Source organism: Desertivirga arenae, from assembly GCF_017355785.1.
Lineage (GTDB): Bacteria > Bacteroidota > Bacteroidia > Sphingobacteriales > Sphingobacteriaceae > Desertivirga > Desertivirga arenae.
This window is the reverse complement of the sequence record NZ_JAFEWE010000001.1, coordinates 179,688-204,489: the sequence shown is the minus strand read 5'-3', so window position 1 is coordinate 204,489 and position 24,802 is coordinate 179,688. Positions and strand designations below refer to the sequence as shown.

At 42.7% G+C, this 24,802-nt stretch carries 11 protein-coding genes; all 11 read left to right on the top strand.

What is annotated here, in order from left to right; genetic code table 11:
• Window positions 1–9: 9 nt before the first annotated feature.
• The 11 genes from J4N24_RS00845 (at window position 10) to J4N24_RS00795 (ending at window position 24,797) form a co-directional block, all read left to right on the top strand.
• The gene (locus tag J4N24_RS00845; protein WP_207531747.1) at window positions 10–2,010 is read left to right on the top strand and encodes a RagB/SusD family nutrient uptake outer membrane protein; all 2,001 of its coding nucleotides are present in this window, start codon (window positions 10–12) and stop codon (window positions 2,008–2,010) included.
• Window positions 2,011–2,095: 85 nt separating this feature from the next.
• A complete protein-coding gene (locus J4N24_RS00840; protein ID WP_207531746.1) occupies window positions 2,096–3,214 on the top strand; it encodes a glycoside hydrolase family 43 protein in 1,119 nt (372 codons plus the stop codon).
• 170 nt (window positions 3,215–3,384) lie between these two features.
• Window positions 3,385–4,767: a DUF6055 domain-containing protein gene (locus J4N24_RS00835; RefSeq protein WP_207531745.1), complete on the top strand. Its 1,383-nt coding sequence runs from the start codon at window positions 3,385–3,387 to the stop codon at window positions 4,765–4,767.
• A 165-nt stretch (window positions 4,768–4,932) separates the two neighbouring features.
• Complete coding sequence (locus tag J4N24_RS00830; RefSeq protein ID WP_207531744.1) at window positions 4,933–7,947, top strand: SusC/RagA family TonB-linked outer membrane protein; 3,015 nt, start codon at window positions 4,933–4,935, stop codon at window positions 7,945–7,947.
• Window positions 7,948–7,960: 13 nt separating this feature from the next.
• Complete coding sequence (locus J4N24_RS00825; RefSeq protein ID WP_207531743.1) at window positions 7,961–9,346, top strand: SusD/RagB family nutrient-binding outer membrane lipoprotein; 1,386 nt, start codon at window positions 7,961–7,963, stop codon at window positions 9,344–9,346.
• 79 nt (window positions 9,347–9,425) lie between these two features.
• Complete coding sequence (lhpI, locus tag J4N24_RS00820) at window positions 9,426–10,376, top strand: bifunctional Delta(1)-pyrroline-2-carboxylate/Delta(1)-piperideine-2-carboxylate reductase (RefSeq protein ID WP_207531742.1); 951 nt, start codon at window positions 9,426–9,428, stop codon at window positions 10,374–10,376.
• Window positions 10,377–10,555: 179 nt separating this feature from the next.
• Window positions 10,556–12,958: a glycoside hydrolase family 127 protein gene (locus J4N24_RS00815; RefSeq protein ID WP_207531741.1), complete on the top strand. Its 2,403-nt coding sequence runs from the start codon at window positions 10,556–10,558 to the stop codon at window positions 12,956–12,958.
• Window positions 12,959–12,973: 15 nt separating this feature from the next.
• Window positions 12,974–16,519: a family 43 glycosylhydrolase gene (locus J4N24_RS00810; protein ID WP_207531740.1), complete on the top strand. Its 3,546-nt coding sequence runs from the start codon at window positions 12,974–12,976 to the stop codon at window positions 16,517–16,519.
• A 308-nt stretch (window positions 16,520–16,827) separates the two neighbouring features.
• A complete protein-coding gene (locus J4N24_RS00805) occupies window positions 16,828–20,589 on the top strand; it encodes a DUF6055 domain-containing protein (protein ID WP_207531739.1) in 3,762 nt (1,253 codons plus the stop codon).
• Between the two features lie 119 nt (window positions 20,590–20,708).
• Window positions 20,709–21,608 (top strand): PorP/SprF family type IX secretion system membrane protein, encoded by a 900-nt coding sequence (locus tag J4N24_RS00800; protein ID WP_207531738.1) that lies wholly within the window; start codon window positions 20,709–20,711, stop codon window positions 21,606–21,608.
• Between the two features lie 48 nt (window positions 21,609–21,656).
• A complete protein-coding gene (locus tag J4N24_RS00795; protein WP_207531737.1) occupies window positions 21,657–24,797 on the top strand; it encodes a SusC/RagA family TonB-linked outer membrane protein in 3,141 nt (1,046 codons plus the stop codon).
• The last annotated feature ends 5 nt before the right edge of the window (window positions 24,798–24,802 follow it).

Sequence of the window (24,802 nt, the reverse complement as noted above, 5' to 3'; positions counted from 1 at the left end):
AATCAAAACATGAAAACGATATATACAAGGTCAAATAAACTGTTTTTAGTGAAAAGCCTTTCTATCGGCTTACTGAGCTCATTGCTATTGGGTGGCTGTAAAAGAGAGTTCTTGGAACCCGACCCTTTATCATTCTATGAACCGGCTGCAACATTTACTTCAGAATCTGGATTGCAAGCAGCACTGGCAACATCTGACAGACATCTTCGTAACTACTGGACAGTTGGGGCTAACATTTCTACTCCTATTATGACGGAGTATACTTTTTCCGAACTCGCAGTTAGTTCGAAAACTGATATGGATTTGTTAGATAATGTAAATCTTGAGCTCACTCCTACTAGCGGAGCTGCAAACAATGATGATAATCGTATCAGTTATTTCTGGGACGAAGGATATGCCGGAATCAAGTATGCCAATACAGTGATCAGTTATGCAGATAAAGTTGCAGGATTGAGTGAAGCAACAAAAAATGCGTATTTGGGGAGGGCTTATTTTCATAGGTCGTTCCGCTATTTGTCTCTTGTTTTTCAGTTTGGTGATATCCCGTTTATCACTAAGTTATTGGAGGTGCCAAAACAAAATTACCGTTCAACTAAAAAAGAGGCGATCCTGAATAAGATTACGGAAGATATGGAGTTTGCAGTGCAATGGGTTCCAGAGCAAGGCTCCTCCCCATATATTGGGACTGTTAACAAAGGTGCTTGCAGGCAGTTACTTATAAAATGCTACCTCGCTACCGGGCAATTTCAAAAAGCAAAAGATCAGGCCGATATTCTTATTAACCAATCGGGGTATCAATTGATGCAGAATAACTTCGGTACTTTCAATCCTGGTGGCGAACCTGAAACCTGGCCAATTACCAGAAATGTTATATGGGATCTGCATCGTCCTGAAAATAAACTGATAGCAGCAAATAAGGAAGTTATTATGGGCATGCCCAATCGTGGTACTTCTGAGTCCTTTACAAACTTTTTGACGATGCGGATATTTGGTCCGTTCTGGAATAGTGGTGATGTGAAGAGCCCAGATGGTAAAACTGCAGTCAATAACTACGCTCGTAACAATAGCAATTACAATAAAGCATACGATTATGTGAGGGCAATTGGGCGGGGTATCGGAACCATTCGTCCAACTTATTTTGCTCAGAACGCAATGTGGGGAGTAAATGGTGTGATGGATGCAGGAGATTTAAGACATAGCAGTGCTGTTGGTAACTGGGTTTCTATGACTTCACTGAAGTATAACGATAAGACATCAACTTATTTCGGTCAGAACCTCAGATTAAATCATCCTACCACCAATGCCCTGTTGTCTGCAGACACACTTCGTACCTGGTTTGATTTTCCACATTATAAAATTTTCCTGAATGATGTACAGGCTGAAGCTACCCCTGGCTCTAATCAGTTTAATGGTGCAACTACAGGTGGTAATGCCGACTGGTACCTTTACCGCTTAGCAGAAACTTATCTTCTTCGGGCTGAGGCAAAATTCTATTTGGGTGATCCGGCAGGGGCGGCTACAGATGTAAATGAAGTTAGAAAAAGGGCTAAGTGTCAGCAACTGTATACTACTGTTACAATAGGCGACATAATGAATGAGCGCGCCCGGGAGCTATATCTAGAAGAATGGCGTCACGTAGAGCTGAGCCGTGTTTCTTACAGTCTTGCCCTTAGTGGCAAACCTGATGAGTGGGGAAATGTATATAATGTGAATACTTACGATAAGCAATCCGGTACCGATCCTGATGGTGGAAGTTACTGGTATCAACGAATTGTCCGCACAAATAATAATGGCTTTTACAATTCCGGAAAGCAAATAAAAGTTGGAAATCGGACATATACTTTCACGATGGGCAAACAGAATCTCTACTGGCCTATTCCAAATTCTGCAATAACAGCTAATAATAAAGGTCAACTCAGCCAGAATTTTGGATATCCCGGATATGATCCAAATACTCCTAAATGGGAAATTTGGCAAGAGGCAGTTGAAGATGAAAGCCGCACTCAATAATAAAACGAGACATTGTATCAGGGGCTCATGGAAGTCCCTGATATTTTTTATGGTGAGATCATGAAATGCAAATAAGATCAGGAATTTGAAAAAGATAATTTTATTCATTGCCCTATGCCTAGTTAACCTGCGCCTTTATTCACAGTACAAGGAATTTCATCCTGGTGAAATATGGAAAGATAACAAGGGTATTCATATTAACGCACATGGCGGTGGGGTGCTTTACCATCACGGGACTTACTATTGGTATGGTGAAAACAAAAGCGAAAACTCGAATAATGCATTGGTGGGTGTAATGTGCTATTCCTCCCAAGACTTGTATAATTGGAAAAATGAGGGTGTGGCGCTGGAAGTTTCGGATAGTAAAGAGAGCCCGATAGTAAGGGGTTGTATTATTGAACGCCCGAAAGTAATCTTTAATGAGCGCAGCAGAAAATTTGTGATGTACTTCCATTTGGAACTACTGGATAAAGGATACGCAGCTGCTAATGTAGGAATTGCTATCGCAGATTCACCAACAGGAAAATTCACCTTTCTGAAAAACTCGAGGGTAAATGCGGGGAAATATCCTCTGGACATGACTAAAGAACAAAAAGAATCAACCTCAACCGTTGCTGACTTTAAAGATTGGTGGACGCCTGAATGGCGCAAAGCTGTTGAAGATGGCTTATTTGTACGACGCGATTTTATGGGAGGGCAAATGAGTCGCGACATGACACTGTTTGTTGATGATGACAATAAAGCTTATCATATTTATTCTTCAGAAGATAACCTTACCTTGCAAATTGCTGAGCTTACAGACGACTACCTGAACTACACCGGAAGATATGTGCGGGTGGCACCGGGTGGACATAATGAAGCCCCGTCCGTTTTTAAAAAGGAGGGTACGTATTTCATGATCACCTCTGGTTGCACAGGATGGGATCCTAACGCTGCCAGACTTTTCACGTCCGACAGTATATTCGGTCCGTGGAAGCAACACTCGAATCCCTGCAATGGAGATGGTGCCGATCTTACTTTCAATTCTCAAAGTACCTATATTCTGCCTGTAGCCGGAAAAAAGGATGCTTTTATTTTCATGGCAGATCGATGGAAACCAAAGAAACCGAGTGATGGAAGATATGTATGGTTACCTATCAAGTTTGAAAACGGCTTACCCGTTTTAGGATGGTTAGATCAATGGGGTTTGAACGTCTTTAATTAGTGCTTTCAATTGAAATTCCTCGCAAAATCTTCAAGCTGCTTTATCTTTCATTTGTTTTGGCTATCTCAGCTTAAGTTAAAATTGTGCAACTAATTGGGAACATCTAAGAAGACACCTTAGGCTTTATCTGCTTGCTTTGTAGAAGGACATCTCTTCAAAGCAAATCATCAATGACAATAAGCCAGGTTCAAAGACTTTTATTACCCTTACTATTTCTGCTTCAATTTAACCCTGATCTGGTAGCAGCCAGTTACATTCATCCGAACGATTCTCTAAAGAAGGCCGCTGAGAAAGAATTGTACCTGCCAAAAAAGATATGGCGGGTGCCCGAGAATAATAATTATAATAATAAAGATAGCGAGTACTGTATCCAGAGAATGGTGCAATCTGATAATGTTGCAATATTCTGGGCGAGGGAATTTGGAGAAAATCCTTTGAGCAATGCAGATGGTCGCTTTCGATTTGATGTCTATGCACTGTTGAAAGATTGTGAAAGGTTCTATACCTATTATGTCGATACTTTGAAGTTTGTTGACAAAGGACATTCACTCACCGATAAATACAAAGTATTGTTCTTCATATTTCCCGGGAACGAAGGTACTGCTTTTGGCGGCGGCGAAGAGGATAAGGTGGGAGTATTATGGTCACCTGCTGCAAGGGTGGCTAAGCCTCCCTTTGGGGCTTTGGCTCATGAGTTGGGGCACTCTTTCCAGTTTCTGGTCCACTTCGATGGTCCCTGGGGCTTTTCTACCGCTCCTGCTGGGGCGCATGGTCAAACTATTTTTGAGATGACCTCACAATACATGCTCTGGCAGGTGGAGCCAGAATGGCTGACCTTTGAGAATTATCACCTGAGAGACTATCTGAAAAAAACACATTATGCTTTCTTACATGAGACCAATCAATACCACTCACCCTTTGTACTGGAGTATTGGTCAAATAAATTTGGGAAAGACTTTGTAGGGAAACTCTGGAAGCAGGCTAGGCCTGGGGAAGACGTTGTAATGGCCTATAAACGAATTACATCGAAGTCCCAGAAAGCGTTTAATGATGAGATGTTTGATGCTGCCAGAAGATTTGTAACATGGGATATGAAAAGGATTGAGAAGGTTGCAAGTAAGTATGCCAACCAACATTCAACTTCTCTAGTGGCTGCAGATAAGGGCTGGTACACCGTGTCTCCAGTAAATTGTCCTCAAAATTATGGGTATAACGCCATCTCCTTAAAGGTTCCAACGGGTGGTGCGAAGGTGAAACTGAGTTTTGAAGGGATGCCCGGAGCTGAAGGTTTTCGTAAAATTCATTTGGAAAGGGCTGGATGGCGATACGGGTTCTTAGCGGTGAAGGCAGACGGAGCCCGGGTGTATGGTAAAGTGTTTTCTGACAAGGATGGCAATGCCTCATTTAAAGTTCCGAAAGATGCCAAATGGCTATGGTTGATTGTTAGCGGCGCTCCTGAACAGCACTGGGAACATCTGGCCGATGGGAAAGAAGAGAACGATGAGCAATGGCCTTACAAAATTAAACTAGCAGGTACAGCTCCCATCCAGTAGAGTCTTTGCCGGGTTATAATTATAAATAATGTCTCTTCAGGAAGCATTTTCTATACTGGTTAATATCCGGCTCCTTATTGATAAATTCTAAGAATATCCACAGTTCAGTTTCATCTAATTTTATACAAAGGTGACAACCATTTTTCTAACCAACCCAGTATTATTATGAGATGCAGAATTTCTCTTCAGACAATTCTATTCACCGTCCTCTGCTTGTTGTATAGCATGACAATATCTGCCCAGACCCTTTTAAAAGGGCAGGTGATAGGATCAGACGGTCAAGCAATTCCTGGCGCCAGTATTAAGTTGAAAGCAACGAATACAGGAACTAATACTGATCAGAACGGAAATTTTAATATTTCCTATACGGGGCAGGCAACCCTCGTAGTCTCTTCGATCGGCTATGAAAGTCAGGAAGTTTCAATCAACGGTCAAACTTCGCTGCGCATTACCCTGGTTGAGGCAAGCCGCTCTCTCAATGAGGTTGTGGTAACTGCAATTGGAGTAAAACGGGAGAAAAGACTGCTCACTTATAGCACGCAAGAAGTGAAGGCTGACGATATTGCCAGGGCAAAGGAACCCAGCTTGCTGAACTCTCTGACGGGAAAGGTTGCCGGTGTACAGATAACTAATTCAAGTGGTGTAGCTGGTTCTGCTTCCCGTGTTGTTATCCGTGGAGATATTTCGACAAATAGTTCCAATCCTCTTTATGTTTTGGACGGTGTTCCAATTGATAACTCTGAAACTAGTGTAGGTGGAGATCCTGCGGGATCAGGAGTGAGCCGTATCATTGATATCGATCCTAACAATGTGGAAAGCGTAAATGTGCTTAAAGGAGCTGCTGCAACTGCATTATACGGATCAAGAGGAGCAGGAGGCGCTGTTATTATAACTACCAAGACTGGTGGTTTAAACAAAAGACCGTCTATTAACTTCATGTCTGACTACTCGTTCGAAAACAGTATAAACCCTAAACGTCAGACTATTTATGCTCAGGGAAATAATGGGCTATTTGCTAACGGCGAAGATCAGAAAACCAGTACTTCCTATGGTCCCAGGATGGATACTTTAAGGATTAACGGTGCGCCTGCACCTTCCTATGATCCCTACGATTTCTTCAGGACTGGTAAAACCTATAATAATAGCTTGAACATAAGTGGAGGTGGAGAAACGGCTACTTATTACCTTTCATACTCCCTCTTCAACCAGGAAGGTATAAATCCCGGCAACGATTTTAAAAGGCATTCGTTCCTGGCAAAATATAGTGCAAAGGTTTATAAGAACTTAACGACAAGCTTTCAGTTGGGCTACAGCAATTCTACGCAGCACCGATTACCAGAGGGAAATTCTCAGGGGCCTATTGCCCTGGTGCTTTACCAACCTGTCTCTTGGAATCCCTATCCAATTTATGATGTTAATGGGGCAATGCGGCTGTTCCGCTTCTCCAGAAATGCTCCTTTGTGGACGCTCGACAACATGAATAATAAGGACCTGGTTAATCGTTTTCTCCCAGTTACTACAATTAATTATACCCCAACTAAATGGCTTACTATTACAGAAAGGGTAGGTGCAGATGTTTCGGTTGAACAAATCAAGTTCTGGGAAAATCCTAGTCCCGCAATTGGTAAAGTTGGACTGATCCGGGATCAGAATATTAACTACCGTCAATTGAACCACGACCTTATTGTTAGTGCCAGAAAGCAGTTTGGAAAACTAGACGCAGACTTATTATTGGGAAATAACTTTAATTCTATTTATTCGCAAAATACTTCCATAAATGCCAATGGCCTTCAAATAAAAGGTTTTTATAATGTGAGCGCCGGCTCAACAGTAACCAGCTCTGAAGCAAATTATCTGGAACGAAAGGTTGGCTTTTATGCCCAGGGTAATCTCGAGTACGATAAGTTTTTAGTGCTTTCTCTCACAGGGAGATACGATGGCAGTTCAAAATTGTACAAGGAAGAACAGTTTTATCCTTACGGGTCTGCTGCACTCGGTTTTATTTTCACTCGTTTTATGCCTGAAGCTTCAAAAGTATTGAACTTTGGAAAACTAAGGTTTTCTTATGCTACTGTAGGAAATGACCTTATTGGACCATACGCTTTGACCACTCCTTACTATTCTCCCGGAAGAGGCACCGCAATTGGTTATACAGATTTTCCGTTTCAGGGGCAGGCCGGGTTTATGCAGGGAGGTACCTTATCTAACCCTTATCTGATGAATGAAACTCTTAAAGAATTTGAGACCGGCCTGGAATTAAAGTTCTTCGATAACCGTCTATCTCTTGAGGGATCTTACTTTAACAGGAAGCAAACCGATGGTATTATCCCAAGCGTCGAAATCTCTGCAGCTTCCGGATTTAGTGGAACTACAGTAAACTCAGCAAGTATGCGCAACAAGGGAATCGAACTCTTTTTGACAGGAACACCTGTGAAGACAAAGGATTTTAACTGGGATATTTCTTTGAATTTTTCTCGTATTCGTAATGAAGTGCTTCAAATAAATGACGAAAAAGGTATAACATCTGTCGGAAGGTTTATGGTGGGGTACCCTGCAGGGGTCTTCTATGGGCCGAAATATGCGAGGGATGCGAACGGTGAATTGCTTATCAACGATATCGGACTTCCTTACAGTGATGGATTAGGTGTAGTGGGCGACCCTAACCCTGATTGGCTAGGAGGGCTTAATAACACCTTGCGCTACAGGCAATTTGGTTTAAGCTTCTTCTTCGACGTGAAAAAAGGTGGCGACATTCAGAATGATTTTGAAGGCCTTGCATTGTTTTATGGAACGTCAAAACAAACAGAGAATCGTGCTCCCGTAGTTGTTCCGGGAGTTAACGCAGCAACAGGTTTGCCTAATACAAAGGAAATATCGGCTCAGCAATATTATCAGGGGATTAGCGGTATTTATGAAGAGACGATTGAAGATGGCACCTATATCAAATTAAGGAACGTAAGTTTATCCTACAATCTTTCCCCTTCCTTATTTAAAAAATCGCCGTTCAAAAGTGCTTCTTTAACGGTAACGGGTAGAAATTTATGGATCCATGCACCTCATTTCAACGGTCCCGACCCTGAGGTAAGTACTTACGGAACCTCAAATGGTGATCGTGCTATCTATTCATTTACCACACCAACGGCCCGTTCCATTGGCTTCTCTTTAAAATTAGGATTCTAATCAGTTTAAGACCATGAAAAAGTTAACACTTTATATGCTATTATTTGCTGTTGTCGTCTTAGGCAGTTGCAAGGAAACCCTGGATATTAACGATAACCCTAATGCTCCAATCGATGTTCAGGAGTCTCTTCTTCTTCCACCGATCGAATTGAATATTGCAGATCAGGTTTATGGAGGAAGTGCAAGTATTATTCTGCAGTACTGGTTGCAGGAAGTTGCAGCAAATCAACCTAATCCAGGTTTCTGGAACTACCAGATGTTTAACCGGGATGTGGATGGCGACTGGTACAATTATTACGTGAACATTCTTAAAAACGCAAAGCTGATGAACGAAAAAGCAGAAGCAAGCGGTAATTCGAATTATGCGGCAATTGCCAAGATCCTCAGTGCCTATACTCTGGGCTGTGCCACTGATCTCTGGGGTGATATTCCATATTCGGAAGCGTTCAGATCTGCTGATAATTTTAAACCTGCCTACGATAAGCAGGAAGATATTTATAAAACGCTTCAATCGCTCCTTGATAACGCCATTTCAGATATTAATAAGAATTTTCCGACCAAGCCCGCTGGTAATGATTATTTCTATAACGGAGACATGGCCAAATGGTTACGGCTTGCTTATACCTTAAAGGCCCGTTTCTATATTCATTTGACTAAGGCTCCTGGTTACAATGCTCAGACACAGTCTGACCTTGCTCTTGCAGCGCTTGCCAATGGAATGCAGTCAAATAATGACGACCTGAAATTTCAGTTTACGGGTGCGGCGGGCGCAGAGAATATACTTTTCACAGTTTTTAACCCAGTATCTACTATCGTACTCAATGAGACTTATGTAGAAGGCTTTAAAACCAGGAATGATCCGCGCCTTTCAAAACTGGTGCAGCCAGCTGAAGGAACGGGATTATACAAAGGCAGAAGAATAGGTACTGCTCCTGGAACTCTCTCTGAATACTCTTATCCAACAGAATTTTACGCCGGCGTTGGCTCTGCTTCGTATCTTGTTAATTATACTGAAGCACTCTTTATAAAAGCTGAAGCTACCTTTTGGAAGTCGGGAGCTGTAGCGGCGCAACCGATCTATCAGGACGCCATCAGGCAGCATATGTTAAAGGTGGGGGTACCCGAAACACAAATCTTAGCTTATCTTCTTGCCAGAGGTACCTTAACGGAAACTAACGGTCTTCAGCGGATAATTGAAGAAAAAAGTATTTCGAATTTCTTCAACCTTGAAAACTATAATGACTGGAGAAGGACAGGTTTTCCCACTACAACAGCAGTTAATGGTGCATTGTCAGCTATCCCGAGACGCTTATTGTATCCTGAAACGGAGCTGAGAACAAATCCGCAACCTCAACATTCGGCCAAGCTGACTGACCGTGTGTGGTGGGATGCCCAATAGTTAAAATAAAAATTGGTTGTTAGTATAATTGGTAGGAGTGGGCGTAACGCCTCCTCTTGTTTATGGCCGCACTGTCTTTATGTTAAACATTAGTCTCGATACCCTTATCGCTGTTTTAGATTATTCTTCAGTAATAGAAGCACTTCAACAAGTATTTGTAAGTGATTTTGAAATGCCGCTGAGGCACCACCATTTCTACCACTCTAGAGAAGGGACTGAAAATACGCTTATTCTGATGCCTTCCTGGACTAGTGAGTTTTTGGGAATAAAACAGGTTGTAGTTGCTCCTGATAACCCCGCTAAGAACCTTCCGTCCATAAACGCTCAGTATACCCTGCTTGATGCCAATACGGGGCAGGTACTGGCAGTAATGGGAGCTGCATATTTAACTTCAGTACGAACAGCCTGTACTTCAGCTTTGGCGGCAAAATACCTGGCACGGCAGGATGCAGAAACTTTGCTAGTGGTTGGAACGGGTAAGGTTGCCTTTCATCTGGTGCAGGCTCACTGTAAAATAAGGAATTACAGGAGGATCATCATTTGGGGGAGGAACGTCGACAAAGCCAGCAAAATGTCTGCGAAATTGCTATCCCTTGGTTTTAAGACAGAAGTGGCCAATTCTTTAGAAGATGCGGTTGATGAAGCAGATGTGATATCCTGTGCAACAATGTCAGCGGAGCCACTAATTGAAGGAAAGTGGCTTAAACCAGGACAGCATCTGGATCTGGTTGGTGCTTATAAACCTCATATGCGGGAAGCAGACGACCTTGCTATAGAACGTTCTTCTTTATTCGTCGACTCTCGTGATGGAGCTCTCCATGAAGCGGGTGAGCTAGCTATTCCACTGAAGAATGGCCTAATTTCCATTGATTCTGTACAGGCCGACATTGTTGAGCTCTGTAGTGCCAGGCATAAAGGAAGGAACTCGAAGGAGGAAATTACATTATTTAAGTCAATGGGGCTGGCCGTAGAAGATTTGGCTGCTGCAACCCTGGCTTATCGCAGGTTAAAAGACGGGAATTTGCAATAGAACGTTAGGTTATTTTATCAAGAGATCAATCTCTTCGAGGATTTGAATTAAGTTAATATTTAACGCAATAAGGCTAAGATCAGATCAATAGGAAGATTGTAACATCGATATATTTGAGTAACGAAAGGTGGAAGTTCAGACCGTAATTAATTCGTACACAACTTAGCTGACATATAATTATGAAATTAAACAGGAAAAGATTTGTTGCCATTGTTTGCACTTCAGGCTTAAGTATTCTGAATGCGACTGGTCAACAGCGAGATTATCCCATACAGCCCGTCCCCTTTACTAAAGTTCATGTCCATGATAAATTTTGGGCACCTAAGATGGAGGTGAATGTTAATACAACAATTCCCTACACCTTGCAAAAATGTGAACAGAACGGACGCGTGGATAACTTCCTCAGGGCAGCAAAGTTGCTGAGTGGAGATAAATTGTCTGAGTTTACTTTTGATGATACTGATATATACAAAGTCATAGAAGGAGCTTCTTACGCTATGCAGGTAAAGAAAGATCCAAAGCTCGAAAGGTATGTTGATTCACTGATAACGATCATTGGGGCCGCCCAGGAAAAGGATGGGTACCTATTCACTTTTCGTACAGTTAATGCAGCAAAACCGCATCCCTGGATCGGTAGTAAAAGATGGGAAAAGGAGGAAGATTTAAGTCACGAACTTTACAATTCTGGACATTTATTTGAAGCGGCAACAGCTCATTACCTGGCAACAGGAAAAAAGAACTTCCTGAACATTGCGATAAAAAATGCCGATCTGCTTGTGAAAGACTTTGGTTTTGGAAAGGAAGAAAGATATCCTGGTCACCAGGTAGTGGAAATTGGATTGGTCAAGCTATACAGGGTAACAGGGAATAAGAAATACCTTGATCTGGCGAAGTTTTTCCTAGATGTGAGAGGACCAAAGGGTGACGCCTATCATCAAAGTCATGCAAAGGTGGTAGATCAACATGAAGCAGTAGGGCACGCCGTACGTGCCACTTATATGTATACGGGAATGGCCGATGTAGCTGCACTCACGGGAGATGAGAAATATTTGAAAGCGATTGATGCTATCTGGCAGGATGTGGTAAATAAGAAGCTTTATATAACAGGAGGAATTGGTGCAACGGGAGCAGGTGAAGCCTTTGGTGAAGCTTATCAGTTACCTAACATGTCGGCTTACGCTGAAACCTGTGCAGCAATAGCTAATGTTTACTGGAATAGCAGGATGTTCCAACTACATGGGGATTCCAAATATTATGATGTGCTGGAACGGACGCTCTACAATGGATTGCTTTCTGGTGTGTCTCTGAGTGGCGACCGCTTCTTTTATCCCAATCCTCTGGCTTCAATGCACCAGCACCAGAGAAGTGCATGGTTTAGCTGTGCTTGTTGTATTTCTAACATGACCCGATTTATGCCTTCTGTCCCTGGGTATGTGTATGCTCAGAATAAGAACGACCTCTACGTGAACCTTTTCATGAGTAATGACGCAGAAGTAGAGTTAGCCGCTGGAAAAGTAAAGCTTAGTCAAACCACCGACTATCCATGGAACGGTAAGGTAGATCTGCAGGTGAATCCAGAGAAGGCCCTGAAGTTCTCCTTGAATATCCGAATTCCGGGCTGGGCTCAAAAACAGGTTGTTCCGGGCGACCTATATTCCTATGTTGATACAAAAAAGAGTCCAGTGGTTATTTTAGTTAATGGAAAGGCTGTGGATTATAAACTTGGAAAAGGCTATGCCGTACTTGACCGTACCTGGAAGAAGGGGGACAAGGTGAGCTTTACGTTACCTATGGAAGTGGAAAAAGTAGTGGCAAACCCTAAGGTGAAGGATGATATCGGGAAATTTGCTTTTGAAAGGGGCCCGATAGTTTACTGCCTGGAAGGACCGGATAACAAAGACAGCCTGGTGCATAATATAATGATCGAAAAGGATGCGCCAGCAAAGGTCTCTTTTGCGTCTCAAAAGTTAAATGGCATAGATGAATTAACCATTGATGGTATCAGTGCCAGAAGGCAACTGAATAGCGCCGGGATCCTAAAGACTAAGCAAATGGTTAGGGCGATTCCATATTACGCCTGGAATAACAGAGGTCATAGCGAAATGGCAGTATGGATACCTTATGAAGAATCGGCAGCTAAACCTCAGCCCGCTCCAACAATTGCATCACGAAGTGCTGTTTCGGCTTCGCTGAAAAATGAAAGATTGATTTCTGCAATTAAGGATCAGTATGATCCGGTGGATTCTAAAGACGCTAGTTATCCTTATCTCCACTGGTGGCCTAAGAAGGATACCAGGGAATTTGTGCAATATAATTTTGAGAAGGAAGAGACTGTGTCAGAATCAAAAGTTTATTGGTTTGATGATGGTCCCTGGGGTGGCTGCCGAATTCCGGATTCTTATCAGGTATTGTATCTAAAAGATGGGAAATGGGAGCCTGTAAGTCAGCTAAGTTCTTCAGGGATTGAGAAAGATAAATACAATGTTCTGAAGTTTAAACCAGTGAAAACGAAAGCTCTTAAGTTGGAGTTAAAACTACCTGTTGATAATGCTTCAGGGATTCACGAGTGGATAGTACAGTAAATTCTGATCGGGTCTATGAGTATTAGATATGTAATTGTTTCTATCCTGGTTCTTTTCAACACTGCATTTGCTCAAAGAAAAGCACATACTGATCCAGGTGCTGGAAATCCTGTTCTGCCAGGTTATTTCGCTGATCCGACGGTTAAGAAATTTGGCGATACCTGGTATATCTATGCAACTACTGACGGTAACGGAGGAGGGTTTGGCCCTTCGCAGGTCTGGAAGTCTAAAGACTTCGTTAACTGGAGTCTTGATGATATGAACTGGCCCACAACCCGCCACTACTGGGCTCCCGACGTTACGAAGGGAAATGATGGAAAATACTACATGTATTACTGTCAACCGGTCGAGATCTTTGGCGCTTCAGGCAGTACCCCAACGGGTCCCTGGACTTCATTGCTTCCCACAGGGCAACCTATTATTCGCAATTATTATGTTCCTGATGTGATCACTTTGGACGGGCAAACGTTCAGGGATGATGATGGAAAGTTTTACATGTTCTGGGGGACCTGGGGTATTTACCCGAACAGCGGATGCGGCGTAGGATTACTGAATCCGGATATGAAATCTTTTGCAAAAACAGACAAGATACCAAATACTGTAGCGAAGGACTTTTTCGAGGCACCCTTCATGTTTAAAAGGAACGGTATTTATTACCTCACCTATTCTTCTGAGCGCTGTGAAGATGCCAGCTATAAAGTCCGTTATGTAATGAGCAAAACAGGACCGATGGGGCCTTTTGTTGAGGGCAAGAACAACCCCATCCTGGTAACAAATTCAGATGGCTCTGTTCATGGTCCCGGCCACCAATCGGTATTAGAGAATGGTAAGGATTTTTATTTGATCTATCACCGGCATAATAATCCTCATAACAATGGAGGCTACCATCGTCAGGTGGCTGCAGACAAACTGGAATTTGATAAGGAAGGTAATATAAAAAGCCTCGTCCCCTCACATGAGGGGATAGGATATTTAGGTAAGAATGTAAATCCTCACACTGATCTGGCTTTTGGTAAGAGAGTAACCGCCTCATCTTCTTACAGTGATGAATTTAAGGCTGCCTACGCTGTTGACAATAACAACGGAACTTTGTGGAAACCGGGAAATAATACGAGTGATGCCTGGCTTTCTATAGATCTGGGAGCTGTTAAGAATGTCAAAAGCGTACATACCCAGTTTGAATATGCAACCTGGTACTACCAGTACATCATCGAATATTCTCTGAATGGTACCGATTGGAAAGTATTTGCAGATAAGTCTGAAAACACCATCCATGGAAGTCCTATGGTGGATGTTAGTAATGTATCTGCCCGATATGTCCGCTTAAAGATTGTAAATACCGAATACCCGGGATTAAACAAAGCAGTCTGGAACATCAGGGTTTTTGATAACGATTCTTATCAGCCTGTGGCAAAGACGGTCCCTGGAAAACCTGTAGAAAAACGGCAGGCAAAAGGATTACTTGTTCATCTGAACGCCGAGGAAATGGCCCTTGGTTCAGTGGTATCCTCCTGGAATAACTCTGGCAGCCTGAAGGGAACATTTACCCCTGAATCTGCCAGGAAACCTATTGTAAATATTATTGAAGGAAGGAAAGCAGTGGTGTTCCCTGGTGGAATCTCACTTCAGTCTGACTTTGTGGCGCCTTCTACTCTCAGCGGAAATAGCAGCTTCACAGTGTCTATGTGGTTATTTAACCCGGAAGTACAATCAGAAGAACCTGTGATATCCTGGACAGAAAGGGGCGGCGTTGATATTACAAATGCCACTTTCGGTTTTGGCAGTCACAGGCAATGGGGTGCTGCCGCGCATTGGGGCTGGCCTGATATGAGTTTTAAGAATATCCCTGAAGCGGGAAGATGGCATCATATTGCATTTACCTTCGACGGAACCTATGAAAAGATCTATGTTGATGGAAACCTGGATAAGCAGGATCTGAAAATGTTGTTCCTTGCAAATTTAAGGAACTTCGTCATCGGAACTACTTCAGATAAAAACGCTTATTTCAGCGGAGCCATTTCTTCCTTGAAAGTTTATGATGTGGCACTTTCTGAAGATGAGGTTAAGCAGCAGACCCAGGAGAAAAATACATCCAATGTGGCAGTTTATTTGGATGCCGCTCAGCTTCCCTACGGCCCATTGACGCAGTGGAAAAATGAGGGTTTTGAGAGGGGAAATTTAGTCGCGCATGGGGTCTCTCCTATAGTAAGGGATGTTGAAGGAAAGATTTGCTTGCAGTTTGATGATAATGCTTTCTTATCAGCATCAAAGATAAATGAATCACTTGCCGGAAAGCTGCCTTATACAATGGTTGCCATCGTAAATAATAAAGGCAGAAATGACAACCGCGTAATTAGCTGGCCAGTCGCCGGCGGCTCTACTTTTATGATGCGTTTGCCCGCAAAGTTCAACGATGGAAAATGGCATCAACTGGTTTGCACTTTCGATGGGAAAGACCATCAGGTGTATATAGATGGAATGCCGGGATCAGCACCTCTTATTAAGAGTATGCAACTAGAGCGGACCGGACTCTCCCTGAATGCAGGCGGTTTTAAGGGTGCAGTAGCTTCTCTTACTGTATTTTCAGAAAATTTTAGTCAAACAAGGATAAAAGAACTTTATGCAAGCTGGATAGGTACCTTTCCTAAATCCATTCCTGCGGCCATTAACTTTAAAAGGAAGCCAGTAGCCATCAGTCCGGAAATGATAGTGCTGGAGGCTGGACGGCCTAACCTGCCAGGCGAAAGCGTAGAATACTGTATTGTTGGCAGAAGAACGGGAGATGCAACCGTAAGCCAACAATGGAAAGATGATCCTCGGGCGATAGACGATGGCAAGACTCCAAATACCACGTATTCCTATACCGTTAAAGCCAGGGATAATTATGGCAATGTTACTTCACCTTCAGAAGTGGCTGCGGTAAATACGAATGCAAGTTCCTTCCGCATCGTTTCAAACCTTTTTTCTGCAAATGCAGATTTGTTAAAAGTAGATCCTACGGCCGCAGGATGGGACGGGATGCAAGGGGGGGCTGCACGGGCAGAAATATCCGGTAAGGAACTCATGCTGGAGTCAGTCAATACATTTTGGGATGGCAACGAGCAAGAAGGCCCCTTTTTGTACAAAGAGCTAACAGGAGACTTTGTTGCTGAGGTAGAGGTGGCTGATGTTATTGGTTTAAAGGAAAAGAAGGCGAGTGGAGCTAATGAGTGTGGGTTAATGGTTTTGGCCAAAAACAAAAAGGGAAATCTTATCCAAAGCGGTATCATGCCTGGATGGGGAGTGGGAAATATCATTACTGAACTTGGAAGAGAAGGTCGAAAACAAGTGAATAATCAGGCGGGATGGAAATATTTAAAGTTTCTCCAGATCCAGCGAGATGGAGATAATTTTTATCTACGCGGCAGCGATGACGGCAAAAGCTGGCAGCCATTAACGACAGAGGCGATAAAGAAAGATCTGGGAGCGACAGTACGGGTAGGTCTGTACCATGCAACTTACGGGAAAAATGCAGGTTGGGCGAAATTTAAAGATTTCAGGATACTGCAGAGAAAGAAATAATACCGGGATGATGAAAGCCGCAACGAGTTTGCGGCTTTTTTATTTATACACCTTTGGTTAACCTTATTACCATTAATCTTATTGATCTGCCGCAATCCTTTATTCGGTTAATAAAATGCAAGAAGTGGTTAATTTCCAAAGGGAATTCGATATGCCGAAAATTTAACTTTATGATAACAATAAGGGCAAAAAAACAGATTTGCCGCAGGGCTGCCGGGTGATTCGATACAGGCAGGCCAAGAGTAACGGACATCGTAACTCTGGCTGAGTGACTAATAAGCAAAAGGATATTTTATAAATTTTTTACTATGAGAAAAGTTCTACTATTTTTCTTTGCCGCCATGGTGAGCGGAACTATCATCTCCCAAACGATGAGTTTCAGGAGAGATAAAACAGAAAAAAGGCCGGGTAGCGAAGCTGTAATAAAAGCAGGGAAAGATTTTTCCCCCGTTATAACTAAATCCTTGCCCGTTCCGGTTGCAGCTGCTTTGCCAAGTTTAGAAAATGTGGCTCCTGAGGGTACCGCTACTACCGATAAGGTTTCTAGTTGGGAGAAGCTGGCAGCAGTAAATGACGGTTTTGATCCGGCAAACTCTGAAGACAGAACCAACGGCGTTTATGGAAACTGGGACTCGCCAAACACTTTTCGTTGGGTGGAGTATGAATGGGTTGTTCCAATCGTACTGGCCGGAACAGACATTTATTGGTTCAGCGATAATGGTGGAATTCTTCTGCCTACTGAAGCCTACATTGAATATTTTAACGCTGCTACCAATGCCTGGGTTAAGGTCGGTGATATTGGGAGGGATGGAAATAAGTATAACTATCTGGATCTGGGTGGGATTACAACGACCAAACTCAGGGTAAGCATGAAGAATACTACCCAATCCACCGGTATTATTGAATGGAAGGTTTATGCCAGTCCTGTAAATATAGCTCCGCGGGCTTCGGCAAGTACCAGCTTTGTTTCGGGCTGGGAAAAGCTTGAGGCTGTTAACGACGGATTTGAGCCCGCAAGTTCCACAGACAGAAGCAAAACGGTATATGGGAACTGGGATTCGCCAAACACATTCCGTTGGGTGCAGTATGAGTGGGGCAGTCCGGCCAAACTAAGCAGTACCGAAATCTACTGGTTTACAGATGACGGAGGTATCATGATACCGACGGAGGCTTATGTAGAGTATTATGATGTACTAACAGATTCCTGGGTGCGTATAGGTAATATAGGTACAGACCGGGATAAGTACAATGCATTGGACCTAGGCTCTATTTCTACTACCAAATTACGGGTGAGTATGAAGAACAACGTTCAATCTACCGGAATTATTGAGTGGAAAGTGTTTGGTAGGATAAGTTCAATTGGGACCAAGACAGTTTATATCCCAAATGAATGGAAATCATCCCCATTAAAAGAACAGATCGATCTTACTAATCGCTCTCTGGCTTCTGAGAACTTTATAGTAGTTTGGGGGCCATTGGCTGGTAATGATCCAACAAAGGCCAGCAATCCCGACCTTGTATTTAAGCCGCAGGCAGTTCTTGACTCCATGGAAGCCCTTTATGATTTTATGATCGACGATCAGAAATACGTTGAGGAAACCGGAAATCTAAAGAAGTATAAAACCATTGTAGTAATGAATAACACCTGGAACCAGGATCGTTATACAGGCTGGGCATTTGGGGGAGGCTTTGACAACGTGATCAATGCTATGTATATCGACCCTAGAACGGTAAGAGAGAATGCCTGGGTGCTGGCTCATGAGATCACCCATGCCTTTCAATACATGATTCCTCTCCTTTATCCTGGTGCGGGCTTTACTGGTGTCGCACACTCAGGATTTTTTTGGGAAACGCATGCTAATTTTATGGCAATTCAGCGCTATCCAAATCTGCTCGGCAATACAGATTATCCCAGGGCCTGGAATTTTACTAATTACCATTTCGGTTCAGCCAGAAAACATTACTCCGACTTCTATCTGCTGCAATACCTGAAAGACAAGCATGGGATAGAATTCATAAATAGGATCTGGAGAGAAGCAAACCCTGCGGCAAAAGAGCATCCTACTGAAACCATCAGTCGCTTGCTCGGCCTGGATCAAAGCAAAATGAACGATATGATGCTGGAGTATGCTATGAGAAGGGTGAAAGGAGATTTTAGTAATAAGGCTGATATTCAGAAACTGGAAACAACGATTGATCCTTTCTGGGATTTCAGAAAAACCGTGATTCTTGATTCCATAGGTAAGGATCATTACGCCATTCCGAATAACCTCGCACCACAGCAGTACGGCTTCAATATTGTTCGATTGCACGTGCAGCAGGGATACTCTAACTGTACCGATAATTATGTGAACCTTAAATTTAAAGGTCATGCGGATGTGAATGCTTTCGCAGGCTGGAGATATGGATTTGTAAGTGTTGATAATGCTGGAACTGCCATTTATAGTAATGCTCAGGCCGGAGATGCAGAAATATCTTATAAGGTTCCTGCAGGTTCAACTGAATTATACCTGGTGGTTCTGGGAGCTCCTTCAAGCTATCAAAAACATACCGATCTCTTCGAAGCTGGTTTCCCAAGACTATACCGCTTTCCTTACGAAATTTCTCTTCAAGGTGCAGTGCCTGAAGGATATCAGGCAGGGTTTCGTCAAACAGGATTACCGGCAGGTTCCAGACACCGCAATGGAGGAGGCTTTGTAGCCTCAACTGCCAGCGTTGCCTCTTCGGTATATGTCGGCCCAAATGCCACTGTTCTGGGGAGGGCACAACTCTCAGGAAATGTAAGGATTGAAGGAAAGGCTTTGGTTAGAGATGATGCCAGTATTTCAGGTAATGCAGTTATAAAAGACTTTGCGGTAGTATCCGGTAACTCCAATATTTCGGGGAATGCCCAGCTTTCCAATTACGCCTATGTACATAATACCACAGTAAAGGAAAACGCAAGTATCAGCCAGAATGCCGCCTTGTTCTGGAATAATATAACAGGCAGTGCGAAGATTTATGGAAATGCTTTCTCGCCGAACTCTCAAAACCTTGGAGGTACAATTGAAATTGGTGGGGATGCTGAGATTGGAGGAACTTGTAGTGCTGGTAAATATTTGCAAAGCCCCGGGATTATGTTTAGCCCTACATCTACACCCAGGAGTGCCTGCGACGGCCTGGTAAATCATGAACTGAATAATGATATTAATAAACCTGTAACTCTTTACACTGCAGCAGAAATGAATTTCTCTAAATTTTTAATGTGCGGTGCAGAGGCTGGAAATCTTCCTGAAAGAACTCTTAGCTTTCCGGAGCTTGCAACAAAAAGATATGGCGAGGCTGCTTTCAGCTTGGGAGTTACATCAAGTTCAAATGAAAGCATCACTTATACCAGCTCAAACACGAGTGTTGCCGAAGTTGATCCAAACGGCACGGTGACTATTAAAGGAGTTGGGACTGTAAAGATCACTGCCGTAACGCCGATCAATTCTAATTACCGCAACCGGGCATTAGCTGAACGGATCCTAACCATAAATAAAGGAGTTCAATCCATTAGCGCTGTCGATCCTGGTGTATTAAAGCTCCAGAATGGTTCAGCAATACTCACAGCATCCAGCACGGTTGGCTTGCCCCTGTCGTTCGAAATTACAAATGGGTGGATAGGCTGGTTGGACGGTTCGAACTTAAAGTTTAAACAGCCTGGAACAACTGATATAATCATTCGTCAGGCAGGAAATAACCTTTATGATGCAGCTCCTCCCGTGAAATTAACGGTCACAATTGAAGACGATGCCAACGGACCGGTTCTGGTTAATAAAGCCATCTCTCCAAATAATGATGGTATTAACGATTATTTCAATATCCGGGGCATTGAATTGTATGGAGACAACGCTGTATCAATTTTAAGTTCCAATGGAGTTGAAGTCTACAAGGCCAAAGGCTATGACAATGCCCGCGTTTTATTCGATGGCAGAACAAATGAGGGGGCCAGGCTTCCTGCCGGTACTTACTTCTATGTAATAAAGATCAGGGACAAGGACCAGGCCTGGAAAGTGATGAAGGGATACTTCGCTCTGGGGTATAATTAATCGAATTCAAAAATCTTTAATAGGAGCAGATGAATCATCATGAGCATTACTCACACACTGGAATCAATAAAAATTGCCCAAATGATAGCTTCATTTCCATTAAAAAAAAAATTATTCCAATGAAAAACACACTTGTCTCATTGCTTGCGTCAGCATTATGCTTTTTGGCCTTCCAATCATCATTGGCTCAGCAACTAACTACATACAACCAGTATAGCAGCAATCTATCACCATTGAACAGTGCTGCCAGTTTAATTAATCCTGATGGTCAGGTCAGTTTAGTTTCCAGGCAACAATGGTCGGGAATAGAGGGAGCACCGGTTTCGTTCTGGGGAAACGCCTATTTACCTTACAGATCCTTGAAGGCTACCCTTGGTGTAAATTTTCGATATGATAAAGTTGGAGAGGAGCAGAATACTGATGTTTCAGTTTTTGTAGCAAAATCCGTTCAGCTATCAGAAAATAGCTATTTCGCTTTGTCTGTTAATGCTGGTCTGAATTCCTTTAGTAGTAATTACTCCAATTTGGAACCCGGAGATCCGGTTTTTGCAAACGGCAACAAGGTATCAAAAGGAATAGTTGGAGCTGGCATTCTCTTGTACAACCCTTCAAAATTTTATGTAGGTGTTTCCATGCCCAAATATGTTTTGAGTAACCAGGATCAAAACAGCTATTCCTATAGTTTGCGGAATCAGTTCCTGGTGAACGGCGGACTAATTTTAAAGATTGCTGATGATTTCAAATTAAGGCCATCGGGGCTTATTGCTCTAAGTCAGGATTCGGAAGTTCAGGCTGAAGCATCAGGTATGGCTTTTATAAAAGACTTAATGGGATTAGGCCTAAATGTAAGATCATACGGTGGTCTGGCAGGTATTGCTCAACTGGACCTTAAGAGTTTCAGGTTAGGTTACAGCTATCAGTTCAACAGTTCTAAATATGGCCTCGGTCAGATAAACAATAATACCCAGGAATTTCTCCTGAGCTATAGATTTGGTAAAGGTGAGAAGAGCCTTTTCTAATGTCAAAATTTAAAACAACTCAATCTCATTCTTAATAATAACCTCAATATGATGAGTATTAACATTACTTACAATCGAAGCTTACGGTTTCTGATGTTACTTTTTTGTATCGGTATTCCCTGGCTTGCATTCGCTCAGAAAAGAATTTCAGGAATCGTGGTTGATGAAAAGAATCTCCCCTTGCCTGGAGTTTCTGTTAAGGAAAAGGGCTTAAAGGTCGGAGTAAGCACTGATGTTCAAGGCAAATTCTCGATTTCAGCAAGCAGCTCGAACCCGGTATTAGTGTTTACGTTCGTTGGCTTTAAAACGAAAGAACTGGCGGTCGGCGACAAGAGCTCGGTAACCGTCAAATTGGAAGAAGAAAGTTCACAGTTAAAAGATGTTGTGGTAATCGGCTATCAGAATATCGAAAGAAGGAAAAATACCGGTGCCATTGCATCAGTAAAGGGGAAGGACTTTGAAAATACTCCCTATGCTACCATAGACGGTATGCTTCAGGGAAGGGTTCCTGGTTTAACCGTTTTAAGTACTTCCGGTGAACCGGGATCTAATAACATAGTAAGTATCCGGGGAAACAGTAGTGTGGATGTTGGGGGCAGAAGTACTCCTCTTTATGTAATTGATGGTGTTATATATGACGTAAATGACATCCAGTCTGCTTATGGAAACAGTAGTCCACTTCAAGCGATCAATCCGAATGATGTAGAATCGGTTGACGTGCTAAAAGATGCTTCGGCCTCTGCAATCTATGGAGCAAGAGCTGCAAATGGAGTTATCATTATCCGCACGAAACAGGCAAAGCCCGGGGTGCCGCAAGTGCGGGTATCGGCTTATGGTGGTATATCGGATAAACCAGCCATGAAGCCCATGTTGGTAGGTACAGCAGAGCGGAGACAGAAAATGGGATTGCTTTATGCTTCTGGACAGTATGCAAGAATGGAGAATTTGAGCATGATGCTTACAGACAGCTTAAATCCGGCATTTAACAATAATACAGACTGGCAAGGGTTGTTCCTTCAGGCTGCGCCTATTAATAACATTGACGCAAGTATTGCATCATCTACCGAAAAATTCGGCTACCGTGTCTCCTTCGGACATTATTACGAAGAAGGCGTAATGATCGGTTACGATACCCGCCGCATTTCTCCCCGTCTGAATATTAATGCCACCCCATTTAAAAACTTGCGCTTTGAGTCAAACCTATTTCTAGGATTTACCAAATCGAAACATGGTCAGGGAGATGAGAGTAAATATCCTTTCGATACCTGGGGCTTCCCATCTTCATTCTGGCAAATTACGGAGGTTGAGAAAGAATTATATACAGGGCGTTATGAAGATTTGAGAGACGACGACCGGACAAGTAGTATTAATGGCAATACATCAGTTCAATTAACTATCCTGCCTGAGTTGAGTTTAAAAAGCCAACTGTCTTATAATATGTATAACAATACTCGTAACTATTTTAAGCCGAGTATTTTAAGTGGTTCTGGTAGAAATGAGGCTTATAGCTGGATCTATCAAAACAGAAGATATGAGTTGGAAAACTACTTTAACTATTCAAAGACAATCAAAGATCATTCTGTTACAGCATTACTGGGGCAGGGAATGGAGCAGAATAATCAATATGATAATTACACCTACAGCGTTGGTAATAAAAATGCAATTAAAACACCAGCAGGAGTACCTTCCGGTGCAGACCTTTTCGCCCGCGGTGCTGAATCTATCCGGACACGCCTCTCTTATTTTGGCCGGGTAGGTTATGATTACAAATCAAAATACTTGGCTCAGTTGAGTTACCGTGTTGATGGTTCATCAAGGTATAGCAAGACTAATCGATGGGGGGCATTCCCGGCGGCATCCGCAGCGTGGGTACCAAGTGAGGAAGCATTTTTTGAGAATATTAAGAACGTTGTTCCTTACTTAAAGTTTAGAGCGAGTTACGGTATAACGGGACTAGATCCCGGAAGTTACTATGCTTATTACAATAATTTGATATCGAATGCCGCTTACACAGGATCTGTGTTAGGAAATGGAAATGGCGGCGATGCAGGGACCTATAATGGGACCACAGTGATGTATCCAGACTATGAACAGCCTGCAGCCGATTCTAATTTAGGTTGGGAAAGAAGTCCCCAGTTAAATATTGGAACAGATATCGGTCTATTTAATAACAGAATTTCTTTAACTGGCGACTGGTATGTCAGGGACTCCAAGGAAAAGATATTTGACGTGCCGGTTCCTGTTACAACGGGTTACACAAGCGTTAGAAATAACTTTGTAAGTGTTCGTAATACAGGTTTTGAAGTTGCAATCAATACTAGAAATTTATCGCAGAATTCTAAGCTTCAGTGGACTACTAACTTTAATATTGCCTATAATAAGAACTACGTTACCAAGCTTCCAAGTGGCGGGCGAGAGTTTAGATTTGGACCCAGCTGGATGGAGCGTACGTTAACCATTGGTCAGCCTTTATATCCATTCTCAGTCTGGGAGGTCGGAGGAATCTATTCAACTAATTCGGATGTACCTATAGATCCATTGACCGGACGAAGAATAACATGGCTAGGTTCTTCAACGCAGTTTTCTGCAGGTGATCCTGCCAGGAGAGACGTTAATGGCGACTATACAATAGATCACTTAGATAAAGTTCCATACGGAAATCCAAATCCTGATCTTACAGGTGGGTTAAATAATACCTTAACTTATAAAGGTTTTAGCTTGAACTTCCTCGTAACATTTATTTCGGGAAGAAGCTTATGGAATGGATATTTATCCGACAAGATGCAGGATGCGGGAACTTCTGATCCTTATGCATTATGGGGACCGCGGTCGGGGCCTTCCTCTGATTTTAACATGTCTGATTTTTGGCAGAAACCTGGTGATGTTGCCCGTTACCCAGGTCTAATTACTAATACCGTTGATAAATGGCATATCGCTCAATCTTTCTATGTGGAGGATGCCAGCTTCATTCGACTTAAAAACATTCGTATGGGCTATGCAATACCATCCAAATTAACCAAACGGTTTGGAGTAAAATCAATGAACATTTATGGTATTCTGGATAACGTTCGCGTTTGGTCAAATGCAACGGTACCTGACCCCGAGGCCGTAGGAGTTGATGGGTATTCGAGCGGAAATGACTACCCAATTCCAAAGAAGTACACCTTCGGTCTGGACATTACCCTTTAAAAAAA

Excerpts from the sequence above, each read along its gene's own strand:
- J4N24_RS00815 (WP_207531741.1), top strand. The coding sequence starts at position 10,556 with ATGAAATTAAACAGGAAAAGATTTGTTGCCATTGTTTGCACTTCAGGC.
- J4N24_RS00825 (WP_207531743.1), top strand. The coding sequence starts at position 7,961 with ATGAAAAAGTTAACACTTTATATGCTATTATTTGCTGTTGTCGTCTTA.
- lhpI (WP_207531742.1), top strand. The coding sequence starts at position 9,426 with ATGTTAAACATTAGTCTCGATACCCTTATCGCTGTTTTAGATTATTCT.
- J4N24_RS00810 (WP_207531740.1), top strand. The coding sequence starts at position 12,974 with ATGAGTATTAGATATGTAATTGTTTCTATCCTGGTTCTTTTCAACACT.
- J4N24_RS00830 (WP_207531744.1), top strand. The coding sequence starts at position 4,933 with ATGAGATGCAGAATTTCTCTTCAGACAATTCTATTCACCGTCCTCTGC.
- J4N24_RS00845 (WP_207531747.1), top strand. The coding sequence starts at position 10 with ATGAAAACGATATATACAAGGTCAAATAAACTGTTTTTAGTGAAAAGC.
- J4N24_RS00795 (WP_207531737.1), top strand. The coding sequence starts at position 21,657 with ATGATGAGTATTAACATTACTTACAATCGAAGCTTACGGTTTCTGATG.
- J4N24_RS00805 (WP_207531739.1), top strand. The coding sequence starts at position 16,828 with ATGAGAAAAGTTCTACTATTTTTCTTTGCCGCCATGGTGAGCGGAACT.
- J4N24_RS00800 (WP_207531738.1), top strand. The coding sequence starts at position 20,709 with ATGAAAAACACACTTGTCTCATTGCTTGCGTCAGCATTATGCTTTTTG.
- J4N24_RS00835 (WP_207531745.1), top strand. The coding sequence starts at position 3,385 with ATGACAATAAGCCAGGTTCAAAGACTTTTATTACCCTTACTATTTCTG.